Origin of the sequence: Paenibacillus mangrovi (genome assembly GCF_022898935.1) — a bacterium.
In the GTDB taxonomy this organism is placed as follows: Bacteria; Bacillota; Bacilli; order Paenibacillales; family Paenibacillaceae; genus Paenibacillus_AQ; species Paenibacillus_AQ mangrovi.
This window is the reverse complement of record NZ_JALIRP010000007.1, coordinates 195359-211512: the sequence shown is the minus strand read 5'-3', so window position 1 is coordinate 211512 and position 16154 is coordinate 195359. Positions and strand designations below refer to the sequence as shown.

The following is a 16154-nucleotide window of genomic DNA, read 5'->3' as shown; positions in this document are numbered from 1 at the left end:
CAACGCGAAAATGTCCTTTTTTCTTGACCGGGGGGTATATCATTTAATCATATGAAAAATCGTGTCGTTCAATTGGTGATCGTTTTTGCACTTGTGGTGTCTTGTTTGATTGTCATAGATAAATCCGTTATATCGTTAAAGACTCTTATAGGTATCATATGGCCCATTACTATTTTAGGTATTTGCTTCATTATTTTTATTGAAAATCGATCACCGCAAAGTACATTAGCTTGGTTTTTAATATTAGCATTTCTTCCGGCAATAGGTGTAGTATTCTACCTGCTTTTTGGAAGAAGCCGTTGGAGACGGAAAAAGCATTTACGTCGTGCGGAAGAGCAAAGAAAGTTATTCCGGGATATTTTAGCAGGAAGACGTTTGAATTTGGAACCCTCTGCCTCTTTAAGCGAGCGCTCTGACTTTTTGACAAAAGCAATACAAAAATTTAGCGGCGGCCCTGTCGCAACGGAAACAACAACCCAACTCCTGACCAATGGGGAAGAGACATTTACTGAAATTTTGCAAGCTATTGAAAATGCCACACATCATATCCATATCCAATACTATATTTATCGATCAGATGAAATCGGTACAACCATTCGGGACGCATTGATCAAAAAAGCGAAATCCGGTGTTATCGTACGTTTTCTTTTCGATGATCTCGGAAGCCATACATTACGCAAAAGCTTCTTACAGCCCATGAAAGATGCTGGAATTGAGGTTGTCGAATTTGATCCCGTTCTTTCTCCATGGCTGCTCGAAACCGTAAATTATCGTAATCACCGCAAAATTGTGATCGTAGATGGAGTCATTGGCTTTACAGGCGGGCTTAACGTCGGTGATGAATATCTCAGCCGTTCTAAAAGATTTCCTGTCTGGCGTGATAGTCATCTCAAAATCGAAGGAAAAGCATTATATAAGCTGCAAGCTATTTTTCTGGAAGATTGGCTCTACGCTACCAGTGATGGAAACCCTTATGATTGGGATTCATTTATTAACAGAGAATACTTTCCGAATCATGAAAAGCATCAAACAGGTGGCGCTGTTCAAATCGTTGCAAGCGGTCCAAGCTCAGATGACACAAGCATCCGCAACGCACTATTAGCTATTATGGGGTCAGCCAAAAAATCGATTTGGATTGCAACGCCATACTTCATACCGGATCAAGAGACATTAACATTACTGCGACTTAGCGCAACAGCCGGAATTGATGTCCGTATCCTTTACCCGGGAATAAGCGATAGTGTCATTAGTGACCAGGCATCTCAATCCTACTTTACGCCACTCCTCAAAGCAGGAGCTTCGATCTATCATTATAAAGATGGTTTTGTGCATGCGAAAATTGTGCTGGTTGATGATGAAATCTCAACAATTGGTACAGCAAATATGGACATCCGCAGCTTTGAGCTGAATTATGAATTGACAGCTGTGCTGTATGAATCACCAACGGTTCTCGATATTAAACGTGATTTTGAAAAAGACTTTAACGATTCCATTCGGATTACATGGGACTCTTTTCATAAGCGAAGTATCCTAAAACGGATTCTAGAATCTCTGATGCGATTAATTTCGCCATTGTTGTAGCTTCCAAATATTAGATATGGCATAGACATGAATGAAAGGGTTTATTGTTATGGATAAATTATCGATCGGCCGTATGGCCGAATTGAATCACACATCTGTGCAAACGCTGCGATATTATGCCAAGCTGGGGCTGTTAGAGCCTGAGTATGTTGATGAAAATACGGGATACCGGTATTACGGGATCAAGCAATGCGCCAGACTGGACATGATTAACTATATGAAATATTTGGGCATGTCATTAGACAATATTAAAGCTTGGTTTGACACTGAAAATGTGGAATCGATCCCCGAGATGCTGCAGCAGCAAGCGGCTCTTATTGAGCACAAAATGAAAGAACTGGATCAGATGAAAAAAGCGGTCCAGGTCAGCATTAAAAATTATGACACGTATATGAACGCTCCGGAGGATGGGCATATCGTTCTGCAGCATATTCCGGAGCGAAAAATCTATTGCTATGACAGCGAAGTCAATATTTATGAAAATACGCTTGAAACATATGAATACATACTACGGGAGCTGCGGGCTCAAGCGATCGTCAACCATTTGCCGATGGCTTATTTTTGCAATGTCGGCTCCATTATCCGACAGGATACGATTGAACAGGGACAGTTTGTATCTACGGAAGTTTTTTTGTTCGTAGATCCCGATTTTGAAATGCAGGCAGGAGTAGAGATCATCCCGGAGCACGACTACTTGTGCATATATTGCGACAGTTTCTTTTACGAGCGGGAGTATGCGGACAAATTGTTCGATTATGTACATGAGCAGGGCTACGAGGTGATCGGGGATTATATCTGTGAAGTGGTGGTGGAGCTGCCGGTATTCCATCATGACGAACGTAATATGTTTATGAAATTGCAAGTTCCGATAAAGAGGGGTTGACTCTATAGTTACTATAGAGTTTATGATAAGGGCATAGGAGCTCCTACCATTCATTGGTTCAATCATGATTTGTGAAAAAAATAACAATGCAGGAGGCTATCCACATGAAAGAAAAAATTAGAGTTATTCAATACGGCTGCGGTAAAATGGGACAGGTTTTTCTTAGATATTTGTATGAGAAAGGCGCAGAAATCGTAGGGGCGATCGATCTCAATCCGAACGTCGTCGGCAAAGATGTAGGAGAGGTAGCCGGCTTGGGTGTGAAATTGAATGTTCCTGTTCGCTCCGATGCCGAGGAAGTATTCAAAGAATGCGACGCAGAGGTGTGCATCATTTCAACGACAAGCTTATTGACGGATACGTATAGCGCTTTTGAATTGGCTGCACGTTACGGCGTGAACGCGATCAGTACATGTGAAGAAGCGTTCTATCCTTGGACGACTTCTCCTGCATTGACGAACCGTTTGGACCGTCTTGCCAAAGACAACAATTGTACCTTAACCGGTTCGGGGTATCAGGATGTGTTCTGGGGCAATTTAATCACCGTACTCGCGGGTGCAACGCATCAGATTACGAAAATTGAAGGCAAGTCCAGTTACAATGTTGAAGAGTACGGCATCGCTCTCGCAGAAGTTCACGGTGCAGGTCTAACGCTTAAAGAATTCGAAGAGAAGATAGCCAGCAACAACGATCTTCCGTCCTTTATGAGAAACGCCAACGAATGGCTGTGCTCACAGTTTGGATGGACGATTAAATCGATGGATCAGCAATTGATTCCGATGACGCATGATAAAGATCTTTACTCCACTACACTTGGCAAAACGATTCCTGCTGGAGATGCCACCGGCATGTCCGCGGTCGTTACAACCGTTACCCATCAGGGACCGGTCATCGTAGCGGAATGTATTGGTAAAGTGTATGCGGAGGACGAAGTGGATCACAACGATTGGGTAATTAAAGGTGAGCCGAAGACAGAGGTCAACATCGCATGCCCAGCAACGGTAGAGCTTACGTGTGCAACGGTTGTCAACCGCATCCCAGATTTGCTTCAGGCTCCGGCCGGGTTCTACACATCCGAGAAAATGGCTCCGGCTCAATACCGCACATATCCACTTCATTACTACGTGAAATAAACGAGATTGGTTTGAAGGCGACGGCTCGAAGCTGTCGCCTTTTTCGGCATTTTCACATATGTCGATTTGGTCTAAACAGCTGGGAAATCCCGTTATTTATGCTCATAGACATTGACTCTAACCCTACTTATGTTAATATTACATTTGTGCTTCAATGCAAAAAAGCAAAAAAGCTTGAAAGCGGAAGAGGCCATAAACTAATATGACAAAAGTGGACAGAGATATGAATCTTTTTCCGCCACAACAATGTACAAGGAGCCTTATCAGCATGGAACGACAGCTTAGTTTTTCAAAAAGCATTATGATCATCGTTTTTATTCTAGCACTTCTGTTTGTATCGATCTTTCTGTTTAAATCGGAACCGCATCTTCCGCTTCTTACAGCAACCGTTGGCACAGCTACCTTATTGCGCTTATTCGGTTTTCCTTGGAAAAGGATCGAATCCGCCATCATTCAAGGTATTCAAACGGCCATCATGCCAATTCTGATCCTCTCGCTTATAGGGATTCTGATCGCCGTATGGATGATGAGCGGCACGGTACCGACGATTTTATACTATGGTTTGGATTATATTAATCCTCATTATTTTGCGGTTAGCGCGTTATATGTCACGATTATCGTTTCCATGTTCACAGGCAGCTCGTTTACGACGGTCAGTACGGTCGGCGTAGCCTTCATGGGGATAGCACTAACGACGGGCGTTTCACCAACTTTGGCAGCTGGAGCGATCATCTGTGGGGCTTGTTTTGGCGATAAAATGTCGCCCTTGTCCGATACGACGAATTTTGCTCCCGCGGTAGCAGGAATTTCTATATTCACGCATATTCGTAACATGTTATATACAACGATTCCGGCGCTTATTGTTACTACTGCTTTTTTCCTGCTAGCGCCAAAGTCCGATATCATCGATGTTTCATCGATAGAGCAAATTAAGCTTGCATTGCAAGAGGGGTTCCATATTCACTGGCTAACGTTGCTTTCACCGCTCGCTGTTATTGTGTGCTCTATTAAGCGGGTTCCGATTCTTCCGACGCTAGTGATCGGTATTGTTACTGGACTTCTAGTGACCGCCTTGGTTCAGCAGCAGACGGCAATCGATGTCTGGTTCAGTGTGATGCAGAGCGGCTACAAGAGCACGATCGCCAACGAAACGGTCGCTTCCATCGTCAACCGCGGCGGCTTGCAATCGATGATGTGGTCCATATCGCTAATCTTAATTGCTTTATCGTTAGGAGGATTGCTGCAGCATTGCGGTGTCATTGAATCCTTCTTCCGTAAAGTCATTCAACCACTGAAGCGTAAAAGCAGCATTGTCCTCATGACAGGTGTATCGTCGATTGCGGTAAACGGTATGACCGGTGAGCAATATCTCTCGATCCTTTTGCCAGGTCAAATGTTCAAGGATGAATATACCCGCAGAAATATTCCAGCGAAGACGCTATCCCGTACACTGGAAGATTGCGGTACGCTCGTGAACCCATTGATTCCATGGGGCGTCAGTGGCGCCTTCTTCGCAGCAACGCTAGGTGTTCCGGTTATTGAATATGCACCTTATGCCATTTTCTTGTGGTTAAGCCCATTATGCACGTTTGCTTATGCCTTGATCCCAAAATTGCAGAAGAATTCGCTTGGAAATGATAAAGGTATTTCACTGTGATTACCACAGCCATTGGGTCTTGTCTCCTAGATATTCTGGAGGCAAGACCTTTGCTATTTAAAGATATCAGAAAGTACTATTGATCCATTTTTTTATCTATAAAAATACTCCCATCACTTTGAAGCTCGGCAAAGAATACTTCATGTATGGACTGCGCCCCGAGTTGTTTGATTTGTTGTTCAAGCCACTCGTGGCTTAATTGCAGATTCTTTAAGTTCTTTTCTACGATTTTGCCGTCAGAAATAAGTTCAGTCGGAAGATATAAACGCTTTTGAATAGGTATCTGCAGATCCTTTTTTGTTGGATTTTCCTCTTCTTGTTTCTTTAATACACTTAATCTTCCATTGGGTTCTAAAATAGCATAGTCAACCTCCCGAACAGAGAAAACATTGTTTTCTCTAAGCAGCATGCTTAAATCGTCCATATTTAATTTGGCTAAAGCCATGGCTTTAGGCTGAATTCGTCCATTTTTGATGACGATTGCCGGTTCTCCATCGAGTATAACTCTAACCCATGGTGATTTAAGACTTAGTTTTTCAATGAATATGGTTAATATTGTCCACAAGGTCAATCCAGTTATGCCAGCGAGTACCGGAATTTCTTTGTGTATGACCATCTCACCAGCAATGTTTCCGAGAGCAATTCCCGTAATATATGTGAAAAATGTCATATGACTTAATTGTTTTTTTCCTAAAATGCGCGTTAATAGCAGTAAAAATCCAAAACCTAACAAAGTTCTCATCGAGTATTGCCAAATCATATCCATAACCCATCTCCATAAAAATAATGATTGCATTTCCTAATTATTTCCGAAAACTTATTTGAATAATCACTGGCTCAATAATGACTGGTATTTTCCGGTACACTTGGGAATTAAGTTATCAGTTATGTGTTATAATAGAAGTTGATTTGAGAAAGTTGAAAAGAAAAATTTGAGGAACGAAGGAGTTGTGGTGATGGCAGTTAAATTAATACCTTATCTCGTAATGAATGGTAATGCAACTGAGGCTATTGATTTTTATGAAAAGGCGCTCGGCGCGAAAGTTGCTTTTAAACAAACTTTTGGCGAGATGCCGGAAAATCCTGAAATGCCTTTACCAGCGGAGGCTAAGGGACTTGTATCGCATGCAACAATACAAATCGGAGAAGATGCTGTAATGTTTTCCGATACGTTTCCTGGTCAACCTCATCAATCTGGGAACCAAGTCACCATCTGTATTTCGACGAGCGACAAAGAACAGTCGACACAGTACTTCGAAGGCTTGAAACAAGATGGCACAGTGGACATGCCTCTTCAAGAGACTTTTTTCAGCTCTGCTTACGGCATTATAACGGATAAGTTTGGTGTTACCTGGCAGATCTATACGGAGTCACATCAATAATATAAGTTTAGAAAACGGCTCTGTTCGCGCGATTGCGGGCGGAGCCGTTTTTAGGTATAAGCAAGCTAGTTGATGATGGTCAAACATCATGAAACCGACCATTTAAATAGTCATTTGTCCCGGTTCGCTTTTTGTCTAGGTACATATACTATGGATGTAATCAAGACAAATGGGAGGGATGAAAATGAGTGAGGTTCTGGAACATAGACATCATTGCTGCCACCACCATCATCATTTGTTCAGGTCTACAGGGATGATCCTGGTCTTGTTCATTCTATTAGTCATTATCGCGAAAATATTCTGTTTATAGATCGCTCGGACCCTACTGGCATATGCTGGTAGGGTTTTTGGTTAAGATATAAGAAAGTATAAACTTCAAAGAGTATGCATCCTTATATCGCAAGAAAAACAACCTCTAATAGCGGTCTGTCCTCTGAGAATGTACGTCGATAGACGTTTTTCTTATTTTCATACATATTTTCGACAAAACTCTGTATAATTCATTCTAAAAGAATAGCTCATAGAATAGGGGGAATGTGAATGATAAAGGCGCTGATTGTGGATGACGAAAAGCTTGTCAGAAAAGGAATCATTTCTGTTTTTCCATGGGATCAATACCAAATTGAAATCATGGGTGAAGCCGGAAATGGAGAAATTGCTCTTAAGCTGCTGCAGGAAAATCCCGCTGAGCTTATTTTTGTCGATTTGACGATGCCCGTCATGGGTGGTCTGGAATTGATGAGAAAAGTTAGGGAGCGATTCCCGGACACTTGGATGGTTGTCCTTACATGTCACCAGGATTTTAACTATGTTCAAGAGGCTATGCGCCTTGGGGCTATTGACTATATCGTCAAAACACAGCTCGATCAAGAAACGATAGAGGAAATTCTGGCACGGATCACAAGCCGAATTTTGAAGGAAAAGCATTATCGAATGATGGCACAAAGTGAAGCTAACGATGCATCCGAATTAAGTGGTCATGTGCTGGTTGGAGAAACGACGGCCGATTTCCCTCTTAATTTTATAGAACCTGAATTGGTGTTCAAGATAAATAACGGAATATGGTACATTAGCTCAATGAAGAACCGTAATGATTATTTTCAAGCTCAATCCTTTATTTATTGTCAGGATCATTGGATTTGGTTGGATATTCAAGGGAAGAGTCAGCAATCAACCTCGGCTTTTTACATAACTCTTCGCACTTCGATCCCCTTATTTTTATTTTATCATTTTGAACCAGGTCAAAAGGTAGGAGAATGTTCTCTAAATCACGTTGCAGCTCAGCGCTTGAATTCATTTGAAGAGTGGGAAATATTAGAACGAAAGTGGTTAGATATGAACTGGATTTTTGATGATGACGAATTCGCTTCTTTAATCGACAAAATGGCCCACACCATGCCGGAGCGGGAGAAAGTTGATAACTTGATGAACGGGTTGTTGGCTCCATGGGCTATGGTCATTAAAAATGAACTTAATCGAAAGCGCTTGCATCACGAGGGGGTGTTCCCATTATGGAGTCTATGTGTAAGTTGGTTAAAATCAATACGGTCAGATATTCAAAATGAAATGAAACGATATACATATACACCTGCAATAATCGTTAATCTGGTTAAAGCGATTCGCCATATTCAACAATCCGACGACTACAGCTTTAGCCGGGATGAATTGGCTGCCAAATATTTGATGAGCGGAAGCTACTTCAGCCAAATCTTCAAAGACATCGTGAGCAAAGCCTATGGTGAATACGTTAAAGAAACTCGGCTAAGCAAAGCTGTTATCTATTTGCAGGAAACGAATCGTCCTATTTATCAGATCGCTGAACTAACAGGCTTTCAGGATGATAAATATTTCAGTAAAGTGTTTCGTAATTATTTTGGGAAGAATCCGCTGGATTATCGTAAGCAATGGATTGCGAATAACAAGGAGAACGTATGAAAAGAGGTATCATCATTAAAACTCCGCGCACCTTAAAATCGCGAATGATTGCCATTCTTTTGTTGACCACATTAATTCCGCTTGCATTATTAGGCGCAGTATCGATTCTTTCTATCGAAAAAATGACGAACAAAAAAATTGAAAACGGGTTGTTTAATGCGTTGAAGTTGACGAGCTCAAATCTTGAAAGTACTTTGAACAACATGGATTATGTTTCTTTGCAGCTTACGAGTGAGGGCAGTGTGGGTCAAAAGCTGTTCAATTATTTATCCATGGACAGCAGGTATCAAAAATTAGAATTGAGTCAGGACATACAAAGCAATATGAACTTGGTGAACTTCACCAACCCAAGTCTCGGCTTGATTCTGTATCATTTGACCAAAGGAAACGAAATTCTTTTTCAAAATATGAATATTCGTCCGGATGCAGATTTTTTTAAGCTTCCTTTGCTAGCGAAATGGAAGGGCGTTGTTTTTTCGGGACCTCACACGACACTTTACCGTTATGGCAATAACCAGGTTTTTTCATTGCTGAGACCAATCTATGATCCCAGCGGCGGCTCTAATGATAATCAAGTCTATGTTTATATTGAAACGAATTTGAAATTGTTCGAACAGATTTTGAACAAGCAACAATATGGTATGACCGCATCCAATGTACTTATAAACGATCAAGGCATCATTGTATACAGTGATTCAGTAGATGATTATAAGCCTGGAATGCGCTATTCGGTTCCTGAATCAATAGGTACCACCTTTAAGACGATCAAAGGAAATCAATATATATTCGGACAGCGGAATGAACAAGGCTGGAGTCTGCTCGCGGTCATCGATAAAAAGGACTACCAAAAAGAATTTAATTCTTGGCTTTGGATGTTCGTCTTGATTGTCTGCACGGGGCTAATCATTAGCCTGCTATTTGCATATGCGTTGTGGGGAATGGTGTATCGACCGTTAAGAAAAGTAGGAAAAGATATTAAGCTAATGGCGGATAACCGTTTCACTTCCTCTATTCCTTACACGAATATTGCTGAATTTGATGTGCTGGTGCACACTTCCTATCAAATGAGAAATCGGATTCAAGAACTAATCTCCGATGTGGAACAGCGTGAAATCAATAAACGCAAATTGGAAGTAGAAAAGCTGCTCTATCAGATTAATCCGCATTTTATTCATAACACGCTAAATACGATTCAGTGGCTAGCCAAAATGAATGGTCAAAACGAGATTGACCAACTTGTTTCTGTATTCACTCGCGTACTTAATTATAACCTTGGGAAAAAGGGAGAAGTCGTGCCGCTAAAAGCCGAACTGGAAGCTTTACAGGACTATGCTGCATTACAGCGGATTCGTTACGATCATCAGTTTAAAGTTATATCCGATATCGATGAAGGACTCTTGGAAATCAACATTCCGAGATTTATTCTTCAGCCCATTGTGGAAAATGCTTTTTATCATGGTCTTCATGACGAGAACGGCATGATCACGGTCAGCATCCACAGAGGGTCCGGTCATTCCATGCTAATCGAAGTCAAAGATAATGGACAGGGGATGACTCCTGAAGAGATTTCACAAGTCATTGCGGAAGAAAAAAATCCATTGAAGGAATCAGGTCTGGGAATTGGACTTGATTATGTGAAAAGAATGCTGAAAGCGAGTTACGGTGTTCAATGCCAGTTTAAAATCGAAAGTTATGTGGGACAAGGAACCGTCGTTACGCTGATCATTCCTTTGCAATTTCCTAAGGTGATTACCAACAATGTGTATGAAAATGGTCACAATCAGTTAGAAAACAGTCACAGTCGATAAGAAAATAGTTTTAAGCTAGTAGTCTAATCATAAAAATGACGACTTTCATACCGATAACGTCGCAATTCTCTCTCAGTTATTTCCTGCTCACGGATAAGATTAAGATGTAATTCATACTCATTAAGGGGGCAAAGAGATGCCAAAAAAACGGGTCGCATTAGCTTTGATATTACTAATGGTTTTTGTAAGCGCATGCAGTGGTACGAAAAATGAAGCAACTCCTTCCAGTACTGAGAAGAAGAGTCCAAGTTCGGATTCGCCAATAACGGCAAAAGGCGATCCTTACGGCAAATACGATCAGTCCGTTTCACTTAAAATCGCAAAAGCATACAATACCAAAGATTTAAACCTTCCGAATGGAGATACAGTAGAAAACAACGAGTATATTCGATACGTCGAGAAGAAGCTTAATGTAAAAGTAACTGAAGCTTGGCAAGTAGAGACCTCGGATGCCTATAATCAAAAAATTGGCGTATCCATAGCTGGCCGGGATTTACCCGACGCCTTTATCGTAAACGAACAGCAATTGAAACAGCTGGTAGCTGCCGACCTTATTGAAGACCTTACAGATGCATACAAAAACAATGCAAATGACTATATCAGAGGGTTATATGATTCGTATGATAATCGTGTTCTCGGAAGAGCAACGTTTAATGGAAAGTTGATGGCGCTTCCAAGCACGCAGATCGGTCAGCAATTTAATATCGTGTGGATTCGCCAAGACTGGTTGGACACGCTCGGACTGAAGCCACCGCAAACATTGGATGATCTGGTGAACATCGCGAAGACATTTATTGATAAAGATGCCAGCGGCAAAGGGACGGTTGGCATGACAGGTATTCCGCAGCTTGCCGGTTGGAACGCCGTGCATGGCTTTGACCCGATTTTAGGGGCTTTGAATGCTTACAAGAGTCAATGGATTAAAGATGCTTCCGGCAACATCGTGTACAGTTCAACATTGCCTGAGATGAAGACAGCATTAGGCAAGCTGCATGACCTGTATGCACAGGGCATTATTGACAAAGAGTTTGCGGTTCGCAAAGATCCGAACGAACTGGTAGCTAACAATAAAGTCGGTATCGTATTCGGACCCTGGTGGATTCCTTATTCTCCGCTCCCGGACTCCTTGAAGAATGATCCGAAAGCAGAGTGGAAGCCATTCCTTGCGCCGCTTGACGAGAATGGCAAGTTTAATGTGCCCGATCAGGATCCTACAGGCTCTTTTCTGGTTGTACGCAAAGGTTATGAGCATCCGGAAGCCGTTGTCAGAGTGCTGAACGTGGAGTATGACGGAATAAGACAATTCGATCCGGAAGCCAAGGACATATACAAAGATGTTCCTGGAATCGCTGGGAATTGGGCGTTGTGGCCATTTACTCTGCAAGTCGGTCCGGAAGACACTGTGTACCAAACGCATTTAGAGTTAAAGAAAGCTATTGACGCGAAAGAGCCTTCTTCTTTGAATGCCGAGCTGAAACTTTATTACGACGATTATATGAAAAATCAAGAAAATCCGAAGAAAGATCTTAACGCCTGGTCCAATGCAATGTCAAGGATGGATGGATCCGCATTGATGGGCTCCGATAAAATCAACGTGAAAAGAAACGTGTTTTTTGGAAAAACCAAAACAATGGGCACAAAATGGGCGGTTTTACAAAAGCTTGAAAGCGAAACGTTCCTAAAGATCATTATGGGTGATGCACCGCTCGACAGCTTCGATTCATTTGTCACTCAATGGAATAATCTTGGTGGAAAACAAATTATTGAGGAAATCGGGCAAGAACTAAACAAATAACGAAATGAAGAAGGGCAGCGCCAAGCGTGAAGCTGGCGCTTCTCCTTCATTCAAAGCAATAGATTGGAGGTTCACGCATGAGGTCGAGCAAGCGGATCATCAGCTATCATTTGATGCTGCTTCCGGGAATGTTAATTCTCATCTTGTTCAGTATCATCCCGATGTTCGGAGTTGTCATCGCGTTTCAAGATTTTATTCCAGGTATTCCAATCTTCAAGCAATCATGGGCCGGACTCGATAATTTCACATTCATGTTCCAGCTTCCGGATAGCCGCCGCATATTTCTGAATACGATTATCATTGCATCGATGAAAATGATTGCAGGGATCATCGTGCCCGTTACCTTTGCATTATTCTTAAATGAGGTGCGTACTCGTTGGTTCAAACGTTGGGTGCAAACCGTTGTATATCTGCCGCATTTTATTTCTTGGGTTATTTTATCGGGGATTATGGTCTCGATGCTTTCCTTGGACGGCATTATGAACCGGATGCTGAGTCTGTTTGGTGTTGAACCGATCATGTTTTTGGCCAGCAACACTTGGTTTCGTTATATTATCGTGGGGAGTGACATTTGGAAGGAGTTTGGCTTCAGTGCCATCGTTTATTTGGCCGCACTCGCGGGAATCAATCCCTCTTTGTATGAAGCGGCGGCAATTGATGGTGCAGGCAGGTACCGCCAGTTGCGCCATGTAACGCTTCCCGGCATTATCTCCACGGTTATTTTGTTATCTACGCTCAGTTTAGGAAATATATTAAATGCCGGATTTGACCAGGTATTTAACTTATATAATCCGCTTGTATACTCCACGGGAGACATCATTGATACCTACGTTTATCGAATAGGACTCGTCGATGGGCAATATGGATTAGCTACGGCCGTCGGTTTATTAAAGTCGGTCATCGCTATTATATTAATCGCTCTGTCCTACAAACTAGCGGCTAAATTCGCCAACTATCGTATTTTTTAAGCAAGGAGGAACGACTGTCATGGTGCAATCCAAAACGTGGCTTAGCCGCAGTACAGATATAGGCATTTACTTGTTTCTGACCCTAGTGTTTTGCATTTCTCTATTTCCTCTCTGGTATACGGTTGCTCTTTCCTTCAGCGATAAATCAGCTGCGAATGCAGGAATAGTATCTTTATGGCCAGTTGGTTTTAATTTGTCTTCTTACCGCATCATCCTTGAGGATCATAAATTTTTTTCGGCTTTTTTCGTTTCAGTGAAGAGAGTTGTAATCGGCGGAGCAATTAACCTTATTTTAACCGTGTTGATGGCTTATCCGTTAGCTCGAGATCGATCGATGTTTCCTGGACGCAACATGTATATGTGGTTTTTAGTGTTTTGCATGCTGTTTTCAGGAGGGCTGATCCCTCTATATATGACCATTGCCGAGCTGCATATGCTCGATTCGATTTGGGCGCTTGTTCTACCGGGTGCCGTACCGATTTTTAATGTCATTTTGATCATGAATTTTTTTAGAAATTTGCCTAAAGAGCTTGAAGAGGCGGCCATTGTTGATGGCTCAGGCCCTTTGCATACGCTCGTGCGAATATTTATTCCGGTATCTCTGCCGGCGTTGGCTACTGTCACACTATTCAGTATTGTCGGCCACTGGAACGCTTTTTTTGACGGATTGATTTATATGAATAAGCCAGACAATTATCCGCTTCAGACGTATATTCAGCAATTGGTCGTACGTATCGATCCGGAATTGTTAAGTTCTTTGACTACCGATCAATTGATCCAATTATTAAAAGCTTCCGATAAAACGTTAAATTCTGCTAAACTAGTGGTAGCGATGATTCCATTGCTGCTGATATACCCATTTTTACAAAAATACTTTATTCACGGAATCGTACTAGGTTCTGTAAAAGAGTAACGGAGGGCTGATCTTGTGACAACCATTAAAAGAGTGCATGTCATTTTCAAAACGCATTTGGATATCGGATTTACGGATCTTGCAGGTACAGTTGTTGAAAAGTATATGAATCAATTTATTCCGCAAGCTATCGCATTATCTGAGCAGATGGCGACGGATGACGGGAAACCGAGATTCATTTGGACAGTCGGGTCCTGGTTGATTCATGAATATTTGCAATCGGCGACGGATGAACAACGCATTCGAATGGAAGAGGCTATTCGTAGAGGTCATATTGCATGGCACGGTCTTCCGTTTACGACCCATACAGAGCTGATGGATAAACAATTGTTTAAGTTTGGCTTGTCGATCTCGAAGAATCTGGACCATAAATTCGGGAAACAAACGATTGCCGCCAAAATGACGGATGTTCCAGGCCATACGATCGCAATGGTGCCCTTATTGGCTAGAAACGGTATCCGTTATTTGCATATTGGCGTGAATCCGGCGTGCAAGCCTCCGAGCGTACCTCCTGTATTTGTTTGGCGTGCGAGCGACGGTTCGGAGATTATCGTGAACTATGCTGCGGATTACGGCCAATCGTTAAAAGTGGAGGGTCTGGAGGATGCGCTGTATTTTGCCCATACCGGAGATAATCATGGTCCCTCTTCAACAGAAGAAATTGAAAGGGTTTACAGCCGATTGCGGCAGGATTACCCCGAAGCGGAGATTTTCGCTTCAACGCTGGATGCTTTTGCCGAGAAACTGCTGCCATTCCAGCATTCACTTCCAGTTGTTTGCGAGGAGATTGGAGATTCATGGATTCACGGAGTTGCTTCAGATCCAACGAAAGTTGCCCGGTATCGGGAATTACTTCGATTAAGAGACAAGTGGACGGAATCAGGCCTTCTTGAAACGAATAGCGAGAGCTTCGCGAAGTTTTGCAATCGTCTGATGCTCATTCCGGAACATACATGGGGCTTGGATGAAAAAGTGTATTTGGGGGATTACGCCCATTATTCGGCGGGAGAGTTCGCTGCTGCAAGAGCCAACAACCAAGTTGTTGTCGAATCGATGACAGATAAATACCATTATCTATATCGAATTTCGCGCCCAAACTGCAGTTACCAGTTCTTCGAAAGCTCGTGGGAGGAGCAACGCGCGTATATTGATCAAGCGCTGTCAGCACTTAGCTTGGACTTGCAGAACGAAACGCGGGATGCTTTTGAAAGATTACTCCCTGAGAATTCACTTAACTTTACATCCATAGAAAATGCAGAAAAATTGGAGATAGGTAGCTTCTACGATGTAGGGCAATTTCGCGTTAGCTTCGCTTCGGACGGTTCGATTCACCATCTGGTTGATGGCAACGGAAAGTCCTGGGCGGAAGATGAACATAAGCTAGGCGTTTTTCGATATGAGACGTTTGGCAAAGAAAATTATGATCGCTTTTTCAAGGAGTATGCCGTTCACCTTAACCGACATTATAGCTGGGCAGATCCTGATCTTGGCAAACCCGGATTAGAATATGCCGAACCATCAATAGAGCCTAAGCGATACAGTCCTGTAGTAAGAAGCATTCATTTGGAAAAGCAAATGGGAGGCGACAAAGTTTGGATTAAGCTGGAGATGCCTTCTGACGCAAGCCTGCATTTCGGTGCGCCTCGTGAGCTTGCGATCGTCTACACTTTCCATCATGACGAGCCTATATTAGATGCGGAGCTGCAGTGGAAAGACAAACCTGCTTGTCGATTACCGGAAGCAAGCTGGTTCTCTTTCATCCCTTCCGTTGATAATCCGAACAGGTGGGTCATGGATAAGCTTGGCGAACAGATCTCACCCTTATCTGTCGTTAAGAACGGTAACCGAAATATGCATGCTGTAAATAAAGGGCTCTACTACGAAGGCGCAGACGGAATCATGGCAATAGAGACGCTGGATGCTCCTGTCGTTTGTCCAGGTGAAAGAAGGTTGCTCCAATTCGACAATTCCTTCGCTCCACTTGCTGGCGGGTTTCACTTTAATTTGCACAATAACGTATGGGGAACGAATTTCCGAATGTGGTTTGAGGAAGACATGAGATTCCGCTTCCGATTGTCGTTCGTATCCAATTGAATAAA

General features: G+C 42.5%; 12 protein-coding genes. 11 read left to right on the top strand and 1 reads right to left on the bottom strand.

Going from position 1 to position 16154, the window contains the following annotated elements; all coding sequences use genetic code 11:
- Window positions 1-51: 51 nt before the first annotated feature.
- The 4 genes from MUG84_RS18110 (at window position 52) to nhaC (ending at window position 5254) form a co-directional block, all read left to right on the top strand.
- Window positions 52-1581: a cardiolipin synthase gene (locus MUG84_RS18110; protein ID WP_244727313.1), complete on the top strand. Its 1530-nt coding sequence runs from the start codon at window positions 52-54 to the stop codon at window positions 1579-1581.
- A 49-nt stretch (window positions 1582-1630) separates the two neighbouring features.
- Complete coding sequence (locus MUG84_RS18105) at window positions 1631-2464, top strand: MerR family transcriptional regulator (RefSeq protein ID WP_244727311.1); 834 nt, start codon at window positions 1631-1633, stop codon at window positions 2462-2464.
- A 104-nt stretch (window positions 2465-2568) separates the two neighbouring features.
- Window positions 2569-3597, top strand: coding sequence for an NAD(P)H-dependent amine dehydrogenase family protein (locus tag MUG84_RS18100; protein ID WP_244727309.1), 1029 nt, complete (start codon window positions 2569-2571; stop codon window positions 3595-3597).
- Window positions 3598-3865: 268 nt separating this feature from the next.
- Window positions 3866-5254, top strand: coding sequence for a Na+/H+ antiporter NhaC (gene nhaC, locus MUG84_RS18095; RefSeq protein WP_244727307.1), 1389 nt, complete (start codon window positions 3866-3868; stop codon window positions 5252-5254).
- 76 nt (window positions 5255-5330) lie between these two features.
- On the opposite strand, the gene MUG84_RS18090 is transcribed toward nhaC, so the two are convergent.
- A complete protein-coding gene (locus MUG84_RS18090) occupies window positions 5331-6020 on the bottom strand; it encodes a YetF domain-containing protein (protein WP_244727304.1) in 690 nt (229 codons plus the stop codon).
- Between the two features lie 190 nt (window positions 6021-6210).
- Between MUG84_RS18090 and MUG84_RS18085 the strand changes: the two genes are divergently transcribed.
- From MUG84_RS18085 to MUG84_RS18055, 7 genes are all read left to right on the top strand, one after another.
- On the top strand, window positions 6211-6636 hold the full coding sequence (locus MUG84_RS18085) for a VOC family protein (RefSeq protein WP_244727302.1): 426 nt from the start codon (window positions 6211-6213) through the stop codon (window positions 6634-6636).
- A gap of 540 nt (window positions 6637-7176) precedes the next feature.
- Complete coding sequence (locus MUG84_RS18080) at window positions 7177-8571, top strand: response regulator (protein ID WP_244727299.1); 1395 nt, start codon at window positions 7177-7179, stop codon at window positions 8569-8571.
- Complete coding sequence (locus MUG84_RS18075; protein ID WP_244727297.1) at window positions 8568-10379, top strand: cache domain-containing sensor histidine kinase; 1812 nt, start codon at window positions 8568-8570, stop codon at window positions 10377-10379. The genes MUG84_RS18080 and MUG84_RS18075 overlap by 4 nt, the downstream gene beginning before the upstream one ends.
- A 136-nt stretch (window positions 10380-10515) precedes the next feature.
- Window positions 10516-12174 carry a type 2 periplasmic-binding domain-containing protein gene (locus MUG84_RS18070; protein WP_244727295.1) on the top strand — a complete coding sequence of 553 codons (1659 nt, stop codon included), beginning with the start codon at window positions 10516-10518 and terminating at the stop codon, window positions 12172-12174.
- 77 nt (window positions 12175-12251) lie between these two features.
- Window positions 12252-13142, top strand: a complete 891-nt coding sequence (locus MUG84_RS18065; RefSeq protein WP_244727294.1) for an ABC transporter permease — start codon at window positions 12252-12254, stop codon at window positions 13140-13142.
- Between the two features lie 19 nt (window positions 13143-13161).
- The gene (locus tag MUG84_RS18060; protein ID WP_244727292.1) at window positions 13162-14055 is read left to right on the top strand and encodes a carbohydrate ABC transporter permease; all 894 of its coding nucleotides are present in this window, start codon (window positions 13162-13164) and stop codon (window positions 14053-14055) included.
- Window positions 14056-14070: 15 nt separating this feature from the next.
- Window positions 14071-16149 carry a DUF5054 domain-containing protein gene (locus MUG84_RS18055; RefSeq protein ID WP_244727291.1) on the top strand — a complete coding sequence of 693 codons (2079 nt, stop codon included), beginning with the start codon at window positions 14071-14073 and terminating at the stop codon, window positions 16147-16149.
- The last annotated feature ends 5 nt before the right edge of the window (window positions 16150-16154 follow it).

Excerpts from the sequence above, each read along its gene's own strand:
- MUG84_RS18070 (WP_244727295.1), top strand. The coding sequence starts at position 10,516 with ATGCCAAAAAAACGGGTCGCATTAGCTTTGATATTACTAATGGTTTTT.
- MUG84_RS18060 (WP_244727292.1), top strand. The coding sequence starts at position 13,162 with ATGGTGCAATCCAAAACGTGGCTTAGCCGCAGTACAGATATAGGCATT.
- MUG84_RS18090 (WP_244727304.1), bottom strand. The coding sequence starts at position 6,020 with ATGGATATGATTTGGCAATACTCGATGAGAACTTTGTTAGGTTTTGGA.
- MUG84_RS18080 (WP_244727299.1), top strand. The coding sequence starts at position 7,177 with ATGATAAAGGCGCTGATTGTGGATGACGAAAAGCTTGTCAGAAAAGGA.
- MUG84_RS18065 (WP_244727294.1), top strand. The coding sequence starts at position 12,252 with ATGAGGTCGAGCAAGCGGATCATCAGCTATCATTTGATGCTGCTTCCG.
- nhaC (WP_244727307.1), top strand. The coding sequence starts at position 3,866 with ATGGAACGACAGCTTAGTTTTTCAAAAAGCATTATGATCATCGTTTTT.
- MUG84_RS18100 (WP_244727309.1), top strand. The coding sequence starts at position 2,569 with ATGAAAGAAAAAATTAGAGTTATTCAATACGGCTGCGGTAAAATGGGA.
- MUG84_RS18085 (WP_244727302.1), top strand. The coding sequence starts at position 6,211 with ATGGCAGTTAAATTAATACCTTATCTCGTAATGAATGGTAATGCAACT.
- MUG84_RS18110 (WP_244727313.1), top strand. The coding sequence starts at position 52 with ATGAAAAATCGTGTCGTTCAATTGGTGATCGTTTTTGCACTTGTGGTG.
- MUG84_RS18105 (WP_244727311.1), top strand. The coding sequence starts at position 1,631 with ATGGATAAATTATCGATCGGCCGTATGGCCGAATTGAATCACACATCT.
- MUG84_RS18075 (WP_244727297.1), top strand. The coding sequence starts at position 8,568 with ATGAAAAGAGGTATCATCATTAAAACTCCGCGCACCTTAAAATCGCGA.